Origin of the sequence: Frondihabitans sp. 4ASC-45 (assembly GCF_049472575.1) — a bacterium.
GTDB lineage: Bacteria > Actinomycetota > Actinomycetes > Actinomycetales > Microbacteriaceae > Frondihabitans.
The window spans coordinates 452,524-470,314 of sequence record NZ_JBCEBN010000001.1; the positions used below are offsets into that span (position 1 = coordinate 452,524).

Here is a 17,791-nt window from a genome sequence, read left to right on the forward strand (position 1 = left end):
GCGGGCCCCCTGCAAATTTGAAGGAGAAACGCGCTGCCGACCCCCGCCGATCGGCATAAGTCCGTTCGCCCGGGCGCGGATCTCCTTCAAATTCGGGTCAGGCGGCGGCGGCGGGCGCGAACTGCGCAGCACGCCGGGCAGGACGCAGGCTGACGCGGAACGACCGCGGCACGTCGGCCCCCGCGGCGATGAGCTCGCGGCCGTCGCGGGGATCGCGAAGCGGCAGCTCCCCCGAGAACAGCGGCACGGTGGTGTACCCGGCGGCGGCTTCGCGGGCTGTGACGAGGGGCAGCGCGCGGCGGCTCAGGGGCAGCGCGATCGCACCGGCGAGCAGCAGCACGAGCGGCAGCCCGACTGGCGAGAGGTCGGCTCGGCCACTGGCGGCAACGGTGAGCACGGCCCCGACCAGGCTGAGCACGCCGAGGCCCACGCACGCGACGGCGACCACGGTGACGAGTGACCAGATGTAGGCGGAGGTGCCGCGGACGAGTCCGGTGACGGGGTTCATGCGCAGCTCACTTCTGCCGGGTGATGAGCCGCAGGATCCTGCGCTCCTCTGCCAGATTAGGCACCGCCCGCAACCCGGCGCGCCTCCACGTTGGGGTGGCACCCGCGCGGGGGACGCTCGCGAGGCTGGCGCCGACCCGCATGATCGGCACCGACCCGCGCGACCGGCACAGACCCGCGCGACCGGCCCACACCCGCGCGATCGGCACAGACCCTCGTCGCCAGCAGTCGAGGTGGCCCTGGGTCCACCTCAGCAGCCGACTCCGAGGGTCTAGCCGGAGGATGCCCCGCTCAGGCGAGGCCGAGCTGCCGCAGGATGCCCTGCTCGTCGGTCGAGCCCCACCGGTCGGAGGCCTTGCCGTCGGTGAAACCGATCACCTGCACGTTGCGCACAGTGAAGCGCTTGCCGGTCGCTGCGTGCCCCTGGTACTCGCCGGTGTGGGTGGCCGAGAGGTCGGCGATGGTGATGTACTTCGTCGGCGTCACGATCGTTTCGAGCTCGGTGCGCTCGACGTCGCTGAACGACGTGCCGAACTGCTCCCAGAACCAGGCGATTCCGCCTCCTCCGGCGGGCTGACCGTCGGCCGGGTCGTGGTCGACGAAATCGACGTCGAACCGGTCGCCCATCTCGAGCGAGGTGTCGCGCATCCGCGCCAGCGCGTCGATGGTGGCCTGGCCGCCCTCGGTGATCTCGGTTGCCATGGTGGATCCCTTCTCGCCGTGCCCGCGTGGCGACGGCTGTCGTCTTCGCCGAGTCAACGCCGCGCGTCGCTTAAGAGATCAGGATCCGGGGGACGCCGCTCGGCTAGGCGACCTCGCCGCGCACCGTGTCGCGGTCACACCCGCGCGCCGCGGCAGGTGGGCTAGTCCGCGAGACGTAGTACGGCGAGCGGCGAGCGGTCAGGCACCCTGCACGTCGAACGCATCCGCCCGCGCGGGGCCGAGGTCGGCGAGGGCGGCGAACGCCGGGCGAGGCGCGTCGACCTCGGTCTCGAACAGCACGAGCTCGTTGGCGCCCGAGCGAGTCGCCGGGCCGGGTACGTAGAGGGTGCGCTGCGGCCCGTCGCTCCAATACCGCCCGAGCGGGAACCCGTTCACGAACGCGACACCCTTGCCGAGGCCGCCACTGTCGAGGAACAGATCGGCGGGAGCGCCGAGCGAGAACTCGAAGCGCGCGATACCGGGCCCGACGAGAGGCGAAGACGAAACCGAAGGATCCGCCCCGACCCCGCTCGCTGCCAGCAGATCGAGGTCGAGCGGAAGTGCGGTCCACTCGGCGGTGCGTCCGTCCACCGTGACCTCGCCGATCAGCCCCTTGGGCTCGCCGATCCGCTGGTCGTAGTTGACCCGCCCCTGGTCTTCCAGCAGCACGATGAGCTCGGCGCCCGCGGGCAGGGCCAGGCGTCGATCGCCGCGGGCCCGCTCGAGCACGCCGATGCGAACTCCATCGACGAAGACGATGGCGCGGTCGCGCACCTCGCCGACCTCGAGCACGTGGCCGCCGGACTCGCCCGACGTCGGCGAGCCAGCGTCGGGCAGCGCCGCACGGAGCACGAGGTAGCCGCGGTAGACGCCGAGCTCGTCGAAGGTGGGCGCGGCGGACGCGGGGGCGAGGTGGCCGAGTCGACCAAGAACGCCGAGCAGAGGCGTCGACCCGGCCATCTCGACGACCGGCACGGGTGCCGGGGTGTGAGCCGTCGGATCCTCGATGCTCCTGGGGTCGTCGAAGTCGAGATCGGGCACGTCGGTGTACTTCGCGAAGACCTCGCGGAAGGCGAAGTACTTCTCAGTGAGCCGGCCCGCCTCGTCGATCGGGGCGTCGTAGTCGTAGCTCGTGATCGTCGGCTCGTAGACGCCCTTGTCGTTGGCCCCGTTCGTGAAGCCGAAGTTCGTGCCGCCGTGCACCATATAGAGGTTGACCGACGCCCCGAGGGCGAGCAGCTCGTCGAGGTCACGCGCCTGCGCCTCGGCGGGCGTGGTGTGGTGCACGCCGCCCCAGTGGTCGAACCAGCCGTTCCAGTACTCGGAGCTCATCAGCGGCCCCGTCGGCTGCGCGGCGCGCAGGGTGGCGAGACGTTCAGGGCTGCGGGAGCCGAACGAGCCGGTCTTCAGCAGGTCGGGCAGCGAGCCGTTGTGGAGCATGTCGGGCTCGGGCTGGTCGACCGTGGTGAGTGGAACGTCGATGCCGGCGTCGCGGGTGAGGTCGACGAGGGCGCGGAGGTAGGCGGCGTCGGAGCCGTACGCGCCGTACTCGTTCTCGATCTGGACGAGCACGACCGGCCCACCGTGGTCGATCTGCCTCGGCACGACGATCTCGTAGACGCGCCGGAGATAGGTCTCGACGGCCGCTAGAAAGAGGGGCTCGGAGCGGCGGACGCCGACGCTCGGGTCGCGGAACAGCCAGCCCGGAAGGCCGCCGTTGTCGTACTCGGCGCAGATGTAGGGGCCGGGCCGGACGATGGCGTGCATTCCCGCTTCGTGCACGAGGTCGAGGAAGGCGCCGAGATCGAGCCGGCCGTCGGTGATCCACTCGTCGGGCGTCGGTGCGTGGTCGTTCCACGGCACGTACGTCTCGATGGTGTTGAGGCCGAGGAGCCGGGCCTTGTGGATGCGATCGGCCCAGTGCTCGGGGTGGATGCGGAAGTAGTGGAGAGCCCCGGAGAGGATCCGATGCGGGCGCCCGTCGAGGAGGAAGGCGTCGTCGCCGATCGTGAAGCGGCTCGTGGTCATGGGGTCTCTCTCAGAGTCGGAGGACGGAGAACGGGTGCGACCGAGGTGGTCGCACCCGCTCCGTGACTGTGGTGCTGGTCGAACGCAGTGCTGGTGGGGCTACTTAGCTGTGACGGTGAAGCCCTGCTCGTTGCCGTACTTCACGAGCGCCGTCTGCCAGGCCTTCAGACCGGTGTTGATGTCGGAGAAGTCGGCGTACGACTGACCGACGGTGTCGGCGTAGATGCTGTTCGCGTAGACCTGGAAGGGCAGGTACTTCCAGCCGGAGGCGACCGAGTCGGACGAGCTCTTGAGCACCTCGTTGATGGCCTGTCCACCGAAGTAGTCGGGCTTCGTGGCGAGGAATTCACTCGAGTCGAGCGTGGCGGTCGTCGACGGGAATCCGCCCGAGGCGAGGAACGTGTTGACGCTCTCGTCGCTCGAGTTCAGCCACTTCACGAATCCGGCCGCGAGGGCCTGGTTCTTCGACTGCTTCATGACGACCTGTGCGCCACCGCCGTTCTCGGCCGTGACAGCGGTCTTGCCGTCGTAGGTCGGGATCGGAGCGACAGCCCAGTCACCCGAGCCGGCCTTGGCACCCGACTCGATGACGCCGGGGAACCAGGCACCGGTGATCTGGGTCGCGATCTCGCCGCCGGCGAGCTGCTTGTACCAGTCGTCGGTGAAGCCGGGGGTCTGGGCGAGGAGCTTGTTCTCGACGAGCTCGTTCCAGGTGTCGGCCCACTTCTTGGTGCCCGCATCCTGCAGATTGATCGACACCTTGCTGCCGTCGACCTCGAACGGGCGGCCGCCGGCCTGCCAGATCATGCTCGTCGTGAACCCGGCGTCGCCGGTGTCGGAGTTGATGTAGGCCTTGGGGTCGGCCTTGTGCAGCTTCTTCGCGGCGGCGATGTATTCATCCCACGTCTTCGGCACCTGGATCGAGTACTTCTCGAAGAGCGTCTTGTTGTAGAACATGGCCATGGGGCCGGAGTCCTGAGGCAGACCGTAGAGCTTGCCGTCGAGCGACACCGAGCCCCAGGTCCCGCTGGTGTACTTGCTCTTGAGGTCGTTGAAGCCGTACTGGGTGAGGTCGGTCAGCGAGTCGGCGAGAGCGAACTGGGGCAGCGCGAAGTACTCGACCTGAGCGACGTCGGGCGCCCCGGATCCTGCCTTGACGGAGTTCTGGAGCTTCGTGTACTCGTCGGTGCCGGTACCGGCGTTGACGAGCTTGACGGTGACCTTCGGGTAGGCCTTCTCGAAGGCCTTGACCTGGGCTGCCGCGGACGGGGTCCACGACCAGTAGGTCAGGGTTCCGCCGGCTTTGAGGGCGGCGTCGACCTGGCCGGCGTTTCCGCCGTCGTTCGACGAGCCGCCGCCGCTGTTCGAGCAGCCGGTGAGAGCTGCGGTTACTGCGATCGTGGTGACTGCGGCACCGACGATCGTCCTCAAGCGCTTGTGCATGAGGGGTCCTTTCACTTCGTTGTGTGGGTTGGTGAGGGGAGGGATTGCTGGGGGGGCTGCTGGTCTACTGCTTCACGCCGCCGGCGCCGAGGCCCGACTGCCAGTAGCGCTGGAGGAGCAGGAAGATGATGACGATCGGCACGATGGTGATCAGCGAGCCGGTGACGACCAGGTTGTAGATCGGGTCGGCGGCGACGCCGTTCGCCTGCTGCGACCACTGGTTGAGGCCGACGGTCAGCGGGTACCACTTCGGGTCGCTGAGCATGATGAGCGGGAGGAAGTAGTTGTTCCAGGTCGCGACGACCGAGAACAGCAGCACCGTGACGATGCCGGGCGTCAGCAGCCGGATGGCGATCGTGAAGAAGATGCGGATCTCGCCGGCCCCGTCGATGCGGGCCGCTTCGAGCAGTTCTTCGGGGATCGCGTCGACCGCGTACGTCCAGACCAGGTAGAGACCGAACGGGCTGATGAGCGACGGAAGAATGATCGCCCACGGGGTGTTCGTCAGGCCGATGTTCGAGAAGAGCAGGAACGTCGGCACGGCAAGGGCTGTACCCGGGATGGCGATCGAGCCGAGCACGATGGCGAACACCGCACGTCGACCGGTGAAGCGGAACTTCGCGAGACCGTAGCCGGCGAGGGTCGCGAGCAGCGTCGCTCCCCCGGCACCGACCACCACGTAGAGCAGCGTGTTGCGGAACCAGGTGACGAAGATGCCGTTGTTGTAGGTGAAGACCTGCTGGATATTGTCGAACAGGTGGAACCCGTCGCCGAACCAGAGGCCGAACGACGCCAGGAGGGAGTCTTGCGACTTCGTCGAGTTGACGACGAGGTAGAACAGCGGCACGAGCGAGTAGACGAGGAAGATCACCATGATCGCGGTGAGGCCGCGCGACTTCTTCTCGCGGTAGCCACTGGGGCCGGGCCGGTCACGACGAGAGCGTTTCGACGGACCGCCGGATCCTCGGCCCTGTTCTTCGGGGATGACCTCGGGGCTGGTCAGGGTGCTCATCGGTTCTCCTGTCGCGTGCCGCGGACCTGGACGATGTAGGCGATGACGGCGGTGATGACGCCCATCACGATCGCGACGGTGGCGGAGTAGTTGAACTGCTGGCCGGCGAACGAGAGGTTGTAGGCGTACATGTTCGGGGTGAAGAAGGTGCCGATCACGTTCGGCGCCAGGGTCTTGAGCAGGTTGGGCTCGTTGAAGAGCTGGAAGCTGCCGATGATCGAGAAGATCGAGGCGATCACGATCGCGCCGCGGAGAGCCGGGAGCTTGATCGAGATGATCGTGCGGAGGCTTCCGGCGCCGTCGAGCGACGCCGCCTCGTAGAGCTCGGCCGGGACGACGCGGAGGGCCGCGAAGAAGATGATCATGTTGTAGCCCAGGAACTCCCAGGTCACGATGTTGCCGATCGACGTCAGGATCCAGGTCGAGGTGAACGGCTTGAGCAGGTCGCTGCCGAGCAGGTCGTTGAACGAGCCGGTGAGGCCGAACTGCGGGCCGTAGATGAAGCCCCAGATGAGGGCTGCGACGACACCCGGCACCGCGTAGGGCAGGAAGATCGCGATACGGAAGAAGCTCGCGGCGTGGAGTCGAGCACTGTCGAGGGCGAGAGCCGCGACCAGTGCCAGAACGAGCATCACCGGCACCTGGATCACCAGGAAGATCAGCACGCGCCCGAAGCTCGACCAGAACTTCGAGTCTTGGAGCAGCTGGATGTAGTTGGCGAGGCCCACGAAGTGGTTGCCGCCGATCAGCTGGTCGCGGAACAGGCTCAGGTAGATCGCGTAGCCGATCGGCACGATCAACATGAGGATCAGCACCACCATGAACGGAGCGACGAACATCCAGCCCGTCTGCTTGCCGCGGCCCGTGCGCCGGCGCTTGCGAGGCGTCGGCTCGAGCCGTGCCGCCTTGGCGCCCGTCAGGGTTCCAGAACTCATCGAAACTTCCTCGTCTCCACGATGTTTACGTCAACATCACGGAGGCGACGCTAGCATGGCAACGTCAACATCGCCACCGACCTGGAGGAAATCGTGACCTCAGCGACACCTTCACCTGCCGCGAAGAAGGCCTCCGCCGCAGACGTGGCACGCCACGCGGGCGTCTCGATGCAGACCGTTTCGCGTGTCGCCCGCGATCTCGAGAACGTCCAGCCCGCTACCCGCGACCGGGTGCGCGCCTCGATGGTCGAGCTCGGCTACAGCCCGAACCGTGCGGCCCGCGCCCTCCGATCGGGCCGGTTCCACACGATCGGCGTGATCATGTTCACGCTCTCGTCGTTCGGTAACACGAAGTTCTTGGAGGCCATCGCCGAGGCTGCGGGTCTGGTCGGCTACACGATCACCCTCCTTCCCGTCTCGCAGCGCACCCGCGGAGAGGTCACCGGCGCCATCGCGCGGCTCTCCGAGCAGGCCGTCGACGGAGTCGTCATCGTCATCGAGGCCGACCTGCTCTCCGAAGACGACGTCGATCTGCCCGCCGACGTGCCGGTCGTGATCATCGACTCCAGCCGCCTCAGCGAACGTCCCTTCATCGACACCGACCAAGCCCTCGGCGCCCGGCTGGCCACCCAGCACCTGCTCGACCTGGGCCACGAGACCGTGTGGCACATCGCCGGGCCGCAGACCTTCTATGCGGCCAGGCGTCGTGAAGCCGCCTGGCGCGAGGTGCTCGAGTCGCACGGTCGCGAGGTGCCTCCCCCGTTCACCGGTGACTGGAGCACAGGATCCGGCTACCGCGCAGGCCTCGAAATCGCCCGCCGCCCCGAGATCACCGCCGTCTTCGTCGCGAACGACGGAATGGCCCTCGGTCTCCTGCGCGCCTGCCACGAGCTCGGCAGGGACGTGCCGTCGACCCTGAGCATCGTCGGCTTCGACGACATGACGGAGTCGGAGTCGTTCTGGCCGCCGCTCACGACCATCCACCAGCACTTCGACGAGGTCGGGCGGTCGTCGGTTGCGATGCTCGTGGCGCAGATCGAGCGGACGACGCCGACGCCGGTGACGATGGTGCCGGTCGACCTGGTCGTGCGGGCGAGCACGGCGCCACCGCCCCGCGTCTGAGCCGCTGCGCTGACCGATCTGGTGCCGAGTGCCGTCTAATGCCGCCGGCGGTGGCCCGCACGCGGCATATGGCGGCACTCGGTGCCCCTGAAGCCGTGCGTCCTCGGATCCTTCGTTCGCGAGTGCGCGCCGGTGTCGCCGAGTGCCGTCTAATGCCGTTGGCGGGGGCCCGCACGCGGCATATGGCGGCACTCGGTGCACGAGCCCGCGGCACCCATGCCCGGCCCGACTCGCGAGTGCCGCCTTATGCCAACGGCGGGCCGCCAGGCACCGCATAAGGCGGCACTCGACGGCCCGCCGCGCGAGCAGAACCGGTCAGTCGACCTTGGCGGCCGCCGTCTTGATCATGGCGACGTACTTGTCGAGCGCGTACGGCAGGCTCAGCGGCGTGATGACGGTGGAGGCCATCGCGAGCTGCTGGTTGACGTTCGGCACGTACGAGCCGCGCTTCACCGCCGGGATCGATGCGTAAAGGGGCTGCTTCTCGATCTGTTTCTGGTTGGCCTCGTCGTTGAACCAGGTGAAGACGATGTCGGTCTTGTCGAGCAGGTTGGCCTTCTCGAGGCCGATCGTCGAGACGAAGGTGCCTGCGGTCTTCGGCAGAGCTGCGGCCGTCTTCTCCTGCGTCAGGCCGAGACCCGCGATGATGTCGACGCGCGGGTCGCCCTTCTGGTAGATCGACAGCGAGCCCGGCTCGGCGGCGTAGATGTAGGTGAAGTTGTACTTCGCGAAGTCGGGGTTCTCGGCGGCCGTCTTGGCGAGGGTCGTCTTGATGCCGGCGATCTGGTCGGCGGCCTTGTCGCTCTCGCCGAGGACCTTGCCGATGATCGTCATCTCGTCGCTCCACGAGGTGCCCCAGGCCTCACCGGGGTAGGCGACGGTCGGCGCGAGAGCACTGAGGGTCTTGTACTGCTTGGCAGTGATGCCCGACTGCGGGGCGATGATCACGTCGGGGTTCAGCTCGGCCAGGGCCGTCATGTCGATGTCTGGGTAGACCGCGAAGGTCTTAGGCAGAGCGTCGCCGCGCTTCTCGATGGCCGAGGTGACCCAGGGGTAGTTCTTCTCGGAGTCGCCACCCCAGGTGACCTCCTCGATGCCGACAGGCGTGGTGCCGAGCGAGACGACCGTGTCGGCAGCACCCCAGCCGATGGTGACGACGCGCTTGGGCTTCGACTCGATGGTCGCACTGCCGAGGGCCGACTTGATCGTGACCGGGAAGGCGTCAGAGGCCGATGCGCCCGACGTGCTGCCGGATCCTGCGTCGGACGACGTGCTGCAGGCCGCGAGGGAGAACGCCAGGGCTGCTGCGGCCACGACGGCGATTCCTCGGCGGAAAAGTTTCTGAGACAAGGGATGGTGCCTTTCGGATTGGGTGCCGTGCCACCGTATTAGGTAAGGCTTACTTAGGCAACCCTGACCTAACGGCGTCGAGAGACCCGTGCGCGTCGAGAAATCCGGGCGCAAAAGGCCTAGCCCCGGCCCGCAACGACGGACAACAGCGGCGCCATCCGTCGGGGCACGACCTCGGAGAGCGCGATCGTGGTGTTGGTGCGGACGATTCCGCGGATCCTGAGGATCGCCCCCGTCACGCGCCGCAGATCGTCGGTCGACGACGCGACCACCCGCGCGAGCATGTCGCTGTCGCCCGTGATCGCGTGAACCTCGACGACCTCGGGCAGCGCGAGGAGGCCCGCGACGGCGTGCTCCTCGTCGGCCTGGCTGATCGCGATCGACACGAACGCCATCAGCGGGCGACCGAGCGACGCCGGGTCGAGGCGTCGGCTCTGAGCGCCGAGCACTCCGTCGTCGACCAGCCGCCGTCGCCGGGAGTGCACGGTGGTGCGCGAGATGCCGAGGGCTCGGGCGAGGGCCACGTCAGAGATGTCAGGATCCGAATCCAAGACCTGGATGAGTCGGGCGTCAACAGAATCGATGGTCACCTAGGCATTCTGCAGCGCGTCGGTTGTATTGCAGCCCATTCTGCGCAACAGTGCCCTGGTGAGTTGCGCGAACAGGGCCCGCTACCCACCATTGAGGCCGTGACCCGGATCCTCGATGCCTCGACCGCCGCCCTCGCCGCGACCCCGCCTGAATCGAGGCACTCCGTGCTCGAAGACGTGATGGGTATCGCGACCGGCACGCTTGCCGCATCGCTCGGCCTCTCTCTGCTCAAGACGGCCGGTGTCGTCACGGGCGGCACCGCCGGGCTCTCGCTGCTCATCAGCTACGCCGCGCCGATCCCGTTCGGGGTGCTGTTCTTCGTCGTCAACGCCCCGTTCTTCGTGCTGGCCCTCTGGAAAAAGGGGTGGCTGTTCACCCTCAAGACAGCGATCTCGGTGGCTCTCGTCTCCGTGCTGTCGTCGGTGCACGTCGCCGCGCTCGACGTGTCGAACCTCTCGCCGGTGTACGCGGTGATCGTCGGGAACGTGCTGGCGGGCCTCGGCATGATCGTGCTGTTCCGGCACGGGGCGAGCCTCGGCGGCTTCAACATCGTCGCCCTGATCGCGCAGGAGCGTCTCGGCTGGCGGGCCGGCTACGTGCAGATGGCGTTCGACGTCGCCGTCGTGCTGGCCGCACTCACTGTCGTGCCGGCTTGGCTCGTGTTGCTGTCGGCCGTCGGCGCCGTCGTCATCAACCTGATGATCGCGCTCAACCACCGGCCTGGCCGATACTCGGGCGTGCCGCGCTGGAAGTAGGGCGCGGCTGCGGCTGCGCTGGTCGCCGGAGCGGCGCTGGCCGTGGCGCGGCGCCTTGGCGCGGCGCCGACCGCCAGCGAGCGCTAGCGTGACAGCCATGGCCGTGACGTTCGACATCCTGCACCTGAGCGACACCCACCTCGCGGCCGGCGACACACGCCACTACGGCCAGGTGGATACACGCGAGCAGCTCGACCTCGTTCTGGCCCGAGCGTCGACGATCGCCCGCCTCGACCTCGTCGCCTGCACCGGCGACCTCTCGGACGACGGGTCACCCGAGTCGTACCGCTACCTCCGCGACACCGTCGAGCCCTGGGCCGCAGCCCGAGGGGCCCGCGTCGTCTACGCGATGGGCAACCACGACCTCCCGGACGGATTCCGCGAGGTCTTGGCCCCCGGCGCCGATCCCTTGCGGGGAGTCATCGACGTCGACGGTGTTCGGGTTATCACGCTCGACACGTCGATCCCGGGCAAGGGCTACGGCCGGGTCGGGGCCGAGCAGCTGGCCTGGCTCGCCGACATCCTCGCCACGCCCGCCGCACGCGGAACCGTGATCGCCATGCACCACCCGCCGGTCTCCGCCGAGACTCCGCTGCTCGCGGCCCTCGAACTCCAGGATCCGTCGGAGTTCGCCGCCACCATCACCGGAACCGACGTCCGCCTTGTGCTCGCCGGCCATTACCACCTCGCGCTCCTGGACGAGGTCGCGGGGGCCCGCGTCGTCGTCAGCGGCGGCGTCACCAACCAGGCCGACCTGTTCGCCGCGCCCGACACCGAGGGGGCCTTTCAGGGTAGTGCGGCGAGCGTCGTGAAGCTTCGGGCTGACGGGACCACTCGGATCCTGCCGTTTACCGCCCCCGCCGGCGCCCCGGTCTTCGACCTCGATGCGGCGACGGTGGCGAGTATCGCGGCGGAGGCCGGTCCAGCGTCGGCGTAGCGCTTGCAAATTTGAAGGAGAAACTGCCGCTCGACCCCGCCGGATCGTGATGTTTACGTGCGCCTCTACGCGTTTCTCCTTCGAATTTGCAGCCGCCGGACCGCCGCACCTGCTCCTCCGCCGAGATCGCAGTAGTGGTCGGGTGCAGGCGACGCCAACTGCGATCTCGGCGGGCCGCACGCACAGGCCAGCCGCGCCTGGCCAATCAGCGGTCGGCAAAACGGGAGGCGTAAGCACGGCGACTCGTCTTCCCGGCGTCGGAGCGCACGGGGTCGTGCACCACGTGCACCCGCGAGGGGCGCCGCTCGGGGTCGAGACGTGACCGGGCCCACTCGAGCAGGGCCGAGGGATCCTCGTCCTGGCCCGCGACGTCGACGACGACCTCGATGCGCTGACCGAGGTCGTCGTCGGGCACCCCGAAGGCAACGGCTGACCGCACCGAGAGGTGGCCCTCGACGACGCGCTCGATGTCGGTCGGAAGCACGTTCACGCCGCCGCGGAGAATGACGTCGTCGGCTCGGTCGGAGATGAACAGGTAGCCGTCGGCGTCGACGTGACCGAGGTCTCCGAGGGTGTCCCAGCCATCCGGATCGCGCCGCGACGAGCCGCCGAGGTAGCGGTAGGTCGGCGAGCCCGGGCGTCGCATCCAGATGAGGCCGGTCGAGCCGACGGGCAGCGAGCGAGACGCGTCGTCGAGAGCGCGGATCGACACCTCCGTGCCACCGATCGGGAGACCGACGCTGCCGGGGCGCCCCAGCCACTCGCCGCCGCGGATCGTCACCAGCCCGTTCGACTCGCTGCCCGCGTAGAGCTCGACGAGGGTGTCTGCGCCGCCGGGCACAGCCTCGACCAGCCAGTCGACGAACGCGCGTTTGAGCTCGGGAGCGCAGGGCGCCCCCAAGTGCAGCACGGTCTCGAGCGACGACAGGTCCGCCGCGGCACGAACGTCGGCGGGCAGACGCAGCAGCCGGTGCATCATCGTCGGCACGACCAGCATCCAGGTGACGCGGTGCTGACCAATGGCCGCCAGCACGCGCCGCTCGTCGAACCGCGGCAGGATCACGAGCCGTGCCCCGGTGAGTAACGCCCGGAACGAATAGGTGAACGTCGCCGAGTGCACGAGCGGCCCGGCCACGAGGTGCACTCCCCCGAGCGGCAGGAAAGCGGCGACGGGCTGCGATGCGTCGAGCAGGGCGGGTGCCGTCGCGATCACGATCTTCGGCTGGCCGGTGCTGCCCGACGAGGTGGGCGCCTTCCACGACGCGGCCCAGGCATCGTCGAGCGGCTCGTCCGACAGAGACGGGTCGGGGAGGTGCCCGGCATCGACCCAGGGAAGAGAAGGATTCGCGGACTCGTACCCGACAATCAGCCGTGCCCCCGCCAGCCGCCCGAGCTCGGCCCGCTCCCGCGCGTCGAGCCCCGTCGACACCGGCTGCGGCGTCGCCCCGAGCTTCCAGATCGCCGCGCACACCACGATCACCTCGACCGTGTTCGGCAGCGAGACGGTGACGAGGTCGTCCTGCCCGACACCGCGCGAGGCGTAGTCGCGCGCGAGACGATTCGACTCCCGGTCAAGGGCGACCGCTGTCAGCGATCGGTCGTCGTCGATGGCGACGACGCGCTCCGGGTCAGCCTCGGCGAGCGCCGTAATGATCCCTGAGATCGACTGCCTGGCCACGGTCACCGCCCTCTCCGACGCGCGCGTAGAACACCTCGTGGAGCGCGGCGACGTCGTCCCAGTCGTGGCCAGCGGCGAGGGTTCGCCCGGCTTCGGGATCGGGAGCGGCGCCGTCGAGGGCGGCGGCGAGCTGACCGGCGATCGCCTCGACGTCAGACGCGTAGAGCACGGTGTCGCCGAAGACCTCGCGGAGCACGGGCAGATCGCGGGCGACGACCGGCACCGAGGCGGCGAGCGCCTCCATCGCGGCGAGACCGAAGCCCTCCTTGGTCGACACGAAGGCGAGAGCGGCGGCCCCGGCGACGAGCGGAGCCACATCGGCCTCGTCGAGCACGCCGAGGATGAGGGGGTCGAGGTCGAGCTCCTGCACGCGGGCGTCGAATGCCTCGCGGTAGGGCCGGTAGTCGAACAAGGTCTCGCCGCCGCCGAACACGAGCCGCGTCGCCGGGTGCGTGACGCGGAGCCGAGCGAACGCCTCGATCAGGTCGAGGCTGCCCTTGCGCGGCTCGATGCCGCCGAGGGCGAGGACGTAGGTGCCGAGATCCGGTGGGAGTGACTGCGGGCTGGCGGATCCTGCGCTCTGCCGACGAGCCGAAGCTGCCGCCGCGAACCGGGCCGCGTCGACGCCGTTCGGTATCACGGTCGGCGCAAGGCCCCAGCCGTCGTGCACTTCACTGGCGACCGCCGCCGAGACGCAGATCCGGGCGATCGGGTCGCGGACGGCGCGGTCGTGGCAGGCGATCAGCTCGGGCGTCGTGAACTCGTCGAGGTGGTGGATGGTGCGAATGCAGCGGCCGACCGCATTGGCCGAGATGCAGTCTTGCGCGTGAACGATGTCGTAGTCGCCCGCCGCCGGCTCGAAGGCCCGGCGCATCTCGACGATGGATCGCTGGATCCGCTCCCCCACACTCTCGTCGTCGCTCGCCTCGAACGGCACCACGCGAATCGTCACCGAGGGGTCGACGCTACGGAAGAACACCGTGTCGCCGCCGCGGCCGAGCGTCCAGACCGTGACGTCGTGCCCGCGTCGGGCGAGCGCCTCGGCGAGGGCCAGCGTGTGCACGACGCCGCCGCGGGGCTTCGTCGAGTAGGTGACCTGCGCGATGCGCATCAGGATCCCGCGGCTCGGTAGGCGCTCTCGCGGCGCTGGTCGAGGTGGTTCATCGTGCGGCGGGCTCTCGCCACGTCGGTCGCGACGTCAGCGGTCGCCACCGCGAGCCCACCCTTGGCCCAGGTCTTCGCGATGATCTCGCCAGCTGGGTCGACGACCTTCGCCTGCCCGAGAAATCGAAGGCCGCCGAGCACTCCGGTCTGGTTCGACGACACCAGGTAGACCTGGTTCTCGGCGGCGCGGGCGCAGTCGTAGAGGTCGAAGAGGTGGGCCTGGCGGTCGTTGCGGATCCGATCCGAGCGGTCGGTGACGCTCGCGGGCCAGGCGCTAAGGCAGGCGAGGATCTCAGCGCCGTCGAGCGCGAGCGACCGTGCCGCCTCGGGAAACGTCTTGTCGAAGTCGATCATCATGCCCACCCGGCCGACGGGCGTGTCGAACGAGCCGAACGAGCCGCCCGCGTCGTACGCCTCCGATTCGCCGAGCGGCAGGTGCACCTTGCGATGAGAGCCGAGGATCCGGCCGCCCTGCACGCAGACCGCCGAGTTGTAGCGGCGCTCGACGCCGCTCTCCACGGCCCGCTCGGCCACCCCGAAGCAGACGGTCAGGTCTTTTGCCAGCTCGGCCACCGCCTGCACTTCCGGTCCGTCGATCTCGACCGCGGGCGGCAGCGAGTCCGGGCCGGGATGCTGCAGGTCGAGGAGGTACCCGCCGAGGGTCGCGTCGGGCAGCACGAGAAGGTCGACGCCGCGGTCGCGCGCCTGGTCGAGGATGCCCGGCAGCTTCTGCAGGGTTCGCTCGACGTCTCGACCGAAGTGCGCGGCCACCGCCCCCATCGTGATGCTGCCCATGCCCCGAGGCTAGCCGGAGACGGAGGCCGGTTCGCGTGCGCTTTCCGCCGTTCGCGGCGTGCGCGAGGCGACGACCGACGACGCCACATGCTCGGCGTCGCGCGCGATCGCCTCGAAGCGGCCGGAGCCCCACGTGTGCAGCCACGGCAGGCCGAGAAAGTGCAGGCCCGGAGTACCCGTCGCGCCGTGCTGGTGTGTGGGGTGCCCGGCTCCGTCGAAGACGCCGACCTGCACCCACGAGTAGTCGGAGCGGAAGCCAACCGCCCAGACGACGCTGGTGATGCCGGCCTCGGTCAAGTCGAGCGATGTGGTCTCCGTCTCGGGTCGCCACACCGGCGAGTAGCGCTCCTCGGCGGGGGCGTCGATCCCCTCCCGGGCGATGAAGCGGTCGATATCGGTCTTGATCGACTCCATCACCGAGTCGGCGTGGTCGAGCGAGGCCTCGGCCGTCGGCGCGAACGTCAGCGCGTGGTCAACGAGACCCTCCAACCGGCCGTAGAGGTGCATGCCGGCGCGGGCGAACTCCCGGAAGTCGATGTCGCGGCCCCCGTCACGGCCGGTCATGTAGTGGTTGGTCGACTCGCGCTTGGTGAGGCCGCCGACCTGAGCGTGCACGGGGATGTCGTAGACGCCCATGTCGCTCAGCCAGGCGATGCAGTCGCGCCCCCGGTAGAAGCGGGCGCAGCGGGGCGCGGTGCCGAGGGCGACGTGGACGTCGCGTCCGGCGAGGAAGAGGTCTTCGGCGATCTGGGCGCCCGACTGGCCCGACCCGACGACGAGCACCGAGCCCTCCGGCAGCGCACCCGGCGACCGGTAGTCCGCCGAGTGGATCTGCACGACGTCAGAGGGAATGCGCCCCGCCATCGCCGGAAGCACCGGCTGGTGGTAGCCACCGGTCGCGACGATCACCTGGTCGGCCGTGACGGTGCCGCGGTCGGTGACGATCTCGAAGCCCCCGCCGCCGGTCTCACGGAGCCTCGTCACGAGGACGTTCTCGACGACCGGCGCATCGAAGGTCGACGCGTAGCGCCGCACCCAGGCATGCACCTCGTCGCGCTTCATGAAGCCGTCGGGGTCATCGCCGTCGTAGGGGTAGCCGGGGAGCACGCACTGCCAGTTCGGCGTGACGAGGGTGAAGGCGTCCCAGCGGCGGTCTTTCCAGTCGTGGCCGATCGTGTCGCGCTCGAGCACGAGGTGATCGACGCCCGCCCGGGTGAGATGCCAGCTCGCCGAGAGTCCGGCTTGCCCGGCGCCGACCACGACGACCTCGAGGTGAGCGCCGTCGACCAGCTCGCGGCTCATGCCGAGGCCCCGGTCGATCGGGCGGGGAATGCGGCCTGGTCGACCGGTAGCGGAGGGGCCATTCGCAGGATCCTGACGTCTCCGCCGTCGAAGTCGGCCGCCTTCTCGTGGATCTCGCTCTTCTGCTGCAGCGCCGAGGTGCAGACGAAGCCGAAGGTGGCGCGGACGCGATCGCTCGCCAGGTCGAGGGCCGCCGAGGATCGCTCGACGAACTCCTGCAGCGGATAGTCGGCGCCCTCGTCGAGGAAGTCGTGCATCACGAGGCTCGGCGAGTAGCAGGCGACCTCGGTGCCGTCGGGCCAGCGCACGCTAAAAGTCATCTCAGGCATGCGCGAGCACCTCCGTGTCGGCCAGCTGCGTCGACGAGTCGGCGAGCTGGGCGGCGGCAGCACGCGCGGCTTCGTCGCGAGCCTCGGCCTCGCCTGTCCGGTAGGCGTCGGGCCGCCGGTCGCGCAGGTGGAACATGCCGCCGCGCATCGCCCGGAAGCTCTCGTCGACGTCGATGGTGGCGACCGCCATGCCCGAGCCGAGCAGCGTCGTCGCCAGGATGTTGCCGCCCGGATCGACGACCTTGGCGTTACCGACGTAGCGCAACGAGCCGAACGTGCCCGACTGGTTCGACGCCATCCAGAACACCTGGTTGTCGAGCGCCCGCGCCATGTCGAAGAGGTTGAAGCGGTAGGTCCAGCGATCCTCCTGGAGGTTTTCGGCGGTGGCCGTCCGGGCGGCGGGCCAGGCCGACATGCTGATGATGATCTCGGCGCCGTCCATCGCCAGCGAACGTGCCGCCTCGGGGAACGCCTTGTCGTAGCAGATCTGCAGACCGATGCGACCGACGGGGGTGTCGAACGCCTCGTAGGTGTCGCCCGCCGAGTACGACATGTGCTCGCCGAGGGGCTGGTGCACCTTGCGGTACGAGCCGTAGATGGTGGTGCCGTCGAGGCAGACGGCCGCGTTGTAGCGCGTCTCGCCGTCGTCGCCGAGCTCGCAGAATCCGACGGCGACGACCAGGTCGCCGACGATCTCTTGCACCCGCCTGATCTCGGGTCCGTCGAGGCGGATCGCCGGCGGGAGCGAGCGCGACGTCGTCTTGACGGTGTCGCCGTGGTTGCCGAGCGACGAGAGGTACCCGCCGATGGCGGCCTCGGGCAGGGCGAGCAGCTGGACGCCCTGCTCGCGGGCCTCGGCGACCAGGCTCTCGATGAGCGCGTAGTTCTGTTCGAGGTCTCGGGTGAAGTTCGCCGAGACGCTGGCGACGGTGGTGGCCATCGAAGACTCCTTGCGGCTGATCGGTGGAGCGGACACGCAGGATCCTGCGGTGCAGCTAGTCAACGTCACGTCGTGTTTCGGATTGGTTTCGCCCGGAATAAGAGTGCGTTTCGGCGGGAACATGCAATCTGCCCGAAACCAGTCGGCAACACGGGCGGCAAAGACTCGTTCTCGTACGGCTCCCCGAATCAGATCATCACG

General features: G+C 68.9%; 17 protein-coding genes. 3 read left to right on the forward strand and 14 right to left on the reverse strand.

All coding sequences use genetic code 11. From position 1 onward, the window contains the following. Nucleotides 1-97: 97 nt before the first annotated feature. The 6 genes from VH571_RS02090 to VH571_RS02115 all read right to left on the reverse strand — a co-directional run bounded on the left by VH571_RS02090 (nt 98) and on the right by VH571_RS02115 (nt 6,627). Nucleotides 98-508, reverse strand: coding sequence for a hypothetical protein (locus VH571_RS02090; protein ID WP_423263083.1), 411 nt, complete (start codon nt 506-508; stop codon nt 98-100). Nucleotides 509-798: 290 nt separating this feature from the next. Further along, the gene (locus VH571_RS02095) at nt 799-1,209 is read right to left on the reverse strand and encodes an ester cyclase (protein ID WP_055960389.1); all 411 of its coding nucleotides are present in this window, start codon (nt 1,207-1,209) and stop codon (nt 799-801) included. Between the two features lie 198 nt (nt 1,210-1,407). Then, nucleotides 1,408-3,237, reverse strand: coding sequence for a glycoside hydrolase family 35 protein (locus VH571_RS02100; RefSeq protein WP_423263084.1), 1,830 nt, complete (start codon nt 3,235-3,237; stop codon nt 1,408-1,410). A 99-nt stretch (nt 3,238-3,336) separates the two neighbouring features. After that, nucleotides 3,337-4,680, reverse strand: coding sequence for an ABC transporter substrate-binding protein (locus VH571_RS02105; RefSeq protein ID WP_123941326.1), 1,344 nt, complete (start codon nt 4,678-4,680; stop codon nt 3,337-3,339). A 64-nt stretch (nt 4,681-4,744) separates the two neighbouring features. Next, nucleotides 4,745-5,692 (reverse strand): carbohydrate ABC transporter permease, encoded by a 948-nt coding sequence (locus VH571_RS02110; protein WP_055960399.1) that lies wholly within the window; start codon nt 5,690-5,692, stop codon nt 4,745-4,747. Beyond that, the gene (locus VH571_RS02115) at nt 5,689-6,627 is read right to left on the reverse strand and encodes a carbohydrate ABC transporter permease (RefSeq protein WP_055960402.1); all 939 of its coding nucleotides are present in this window, start codon (nt 6,625-6,627) and stop codon (nt 5,689-5,691) included. The genes VH571_RS02110 and VH571_RS02115 overlap by 4 nt, the downstream gene beginning before the upstream one ends. A 93-nt stretch (nt 6,628-6,720) precedes the next feature. Here VH571_RS02115 and VH571_RS02120 point away from each other — a divergent pair, with 93 nt between their 5' ends. Beyond that, nucleotides 6,721-7,749, forward strand: a complete 1,029-nt coding sequence (locus VH571_RS02120; RefSeq protein WP_423263085.1) for a LacI family DNA-binding transcriptional regulator — start codon at nt 6,721-6,723, stop codon at nt 7,747-7,749. Nucleotides 7,750-8,064: 315 nt separating this feature from the next. On the opposite strand, the gene VH571_RS02125 is transcribed toward VH571_RS02120, so the two are convergent. Both VH571_RS02125 and VH571_RS02130 read right to left on the reverse strand, forming a co-directional pair. Further along, nucleotides 8,065-9,099: an iron-siderophore ABC transporter substrate-binding protein gene (locus tag VH571_RS02125; protein WP_423263086.1), complete on the reverse strand. Its 1,035-nt coding sequence runs from the start codon at nt 9,097-9,099 to the stop codon at nt 8,065-8,067. Nucleotides 9,100-9,218: 119 nt separating this feature from the next. Further along, complete coding sequence (locus tag VH571_RS02130; RefSeq protein WP_423263087.1) at nt 9,219-9,689, reverse strand: Lrp/AsnC family transcriptional regulator; 471 nt, start codon at nt 9,687-9,689, stop codon at nt 9,219-9,221. Between the two features lie 180 nt (nt 9,690-9,869). Here VH571_RS02130 and VH571_RS02135 point away from each other — a divergent pair, with 180 nt between their 5' ends. Together VH571_RS02135 and VH571_RS02140 are read left to right on the forward strand one after the other, a co-directional pair. Then, nucleotides 9,870-10,445, forward strand: a complete 576-nt coding sequence (locus VH571_RS02135; RefSeq protein ID WP_084816162.1) for a YitT family protein — start codon at nt 9,870-9,872, stop codon at nt 10,443-10,445. A 97-nt stretch (nt 10,446-10,542) separates the two neighbouring features. Continuing rightward, a complete protein-coding gene (locus tag VH571_RS02140; RefSeq protein WP_423263088.1) occupies nt 10,543-11,382 on the forward strand; it encodes a metallophosphoesterase family protein in 840 nt (279 codons plus the stop codon). A gap of 205 nt (nt 11,383-11,587) precedes the next feature. On the opposite strand, the gene VH571_RS02145 is transcribed toward VH571_RS02140, so the two are convergent. Genes VH571_RS02145 through VH571_RS02170 form a run of 6 tightly spaced genes read right to left on the reverse strand, consistent with a single transcriptional unit; the run spans nt 11,588 to nt 17,590 of the window. Beyond that, nucleotides 11,588-13,066: an AMP-binding protein gene (locus VH571_RS02145; protein WP_423263089.1), complete on the reverse strand. Its 1,479-nt coding sequence runs from the start codon at nt 13,064-13,066 to the stop codon at nt 11,588-11,590. Further along, nucleotides 13,011-14,171, reverse strand: coding sequence for an MSMEG_0565 family glycosyltransferase (locus tag VH571_RS02150; protein ID WP_423263090.1), 1,161 nt, complete (start codon nt 14,169-14,171; stop codon nt 13,011-13,013). Before VH571_RS02150 ends, VH571_RS02145 begins: the two co-directional genes overlap by 56 nt. Continuing rightward, nucleotides 14,171-15,019: a carbon-nitrogen hydrolase family protein gene (locus tag VH571_RS02155; protein ID WP_423263091.1), complete on the reverse strand. Its 849-nt coding sequence runs from the start codon at nt 15,017-15,019 to the stop codon at nt 14,171-14,173. Before VH571_RS02155 ends, VH571_RS02150 begins: the two co-directional genes overlap by 1 nt. A 9-nt stretch (nt 15,020-15,028) precedes the next feature. Next, a complete protein-coding gene (locus VH571_RS02160; RefSeq protein WP_423263092.1) occupies nt 15,029-16,321 on the reverse strand; it encodes an MSMEG_0569 family flavin-dependent oxidoreductase in 1,293 nt (430 codons plus the stop codon). Next, entirely contained in the window at nt 16,318-16,650 is a 333-nt protein-coding gene (locus VH571_RS02165; protein WP_423263093.1) for an MSMEG_0570 family nitrogen starvation response protein, read from the reverse strand. The genes VH571_RS02160 and VH571_RS02165 overlap by 4 nt, the downstream gene beginning before the upstream one ends. Beyond that, nucleotides 16,643-17,590 (reverse strand): carbon-nitrogen hydrolase family protein, encoded by a 948-nt coding sequence (locus tag VH571_RS02170; RefSeq protein ID WP_423263094.1) that lies wholly within the window; start codon nt 17,588-17,590, stop codon nt 16,643-16,645. Before VH571_RS02170 ends, VH571_RS02165 begins: the two co-directional genes overlap by 8 nt. Between the last annotated feature and the right edge of the window lie 201 nt (nt 17,591-17,791).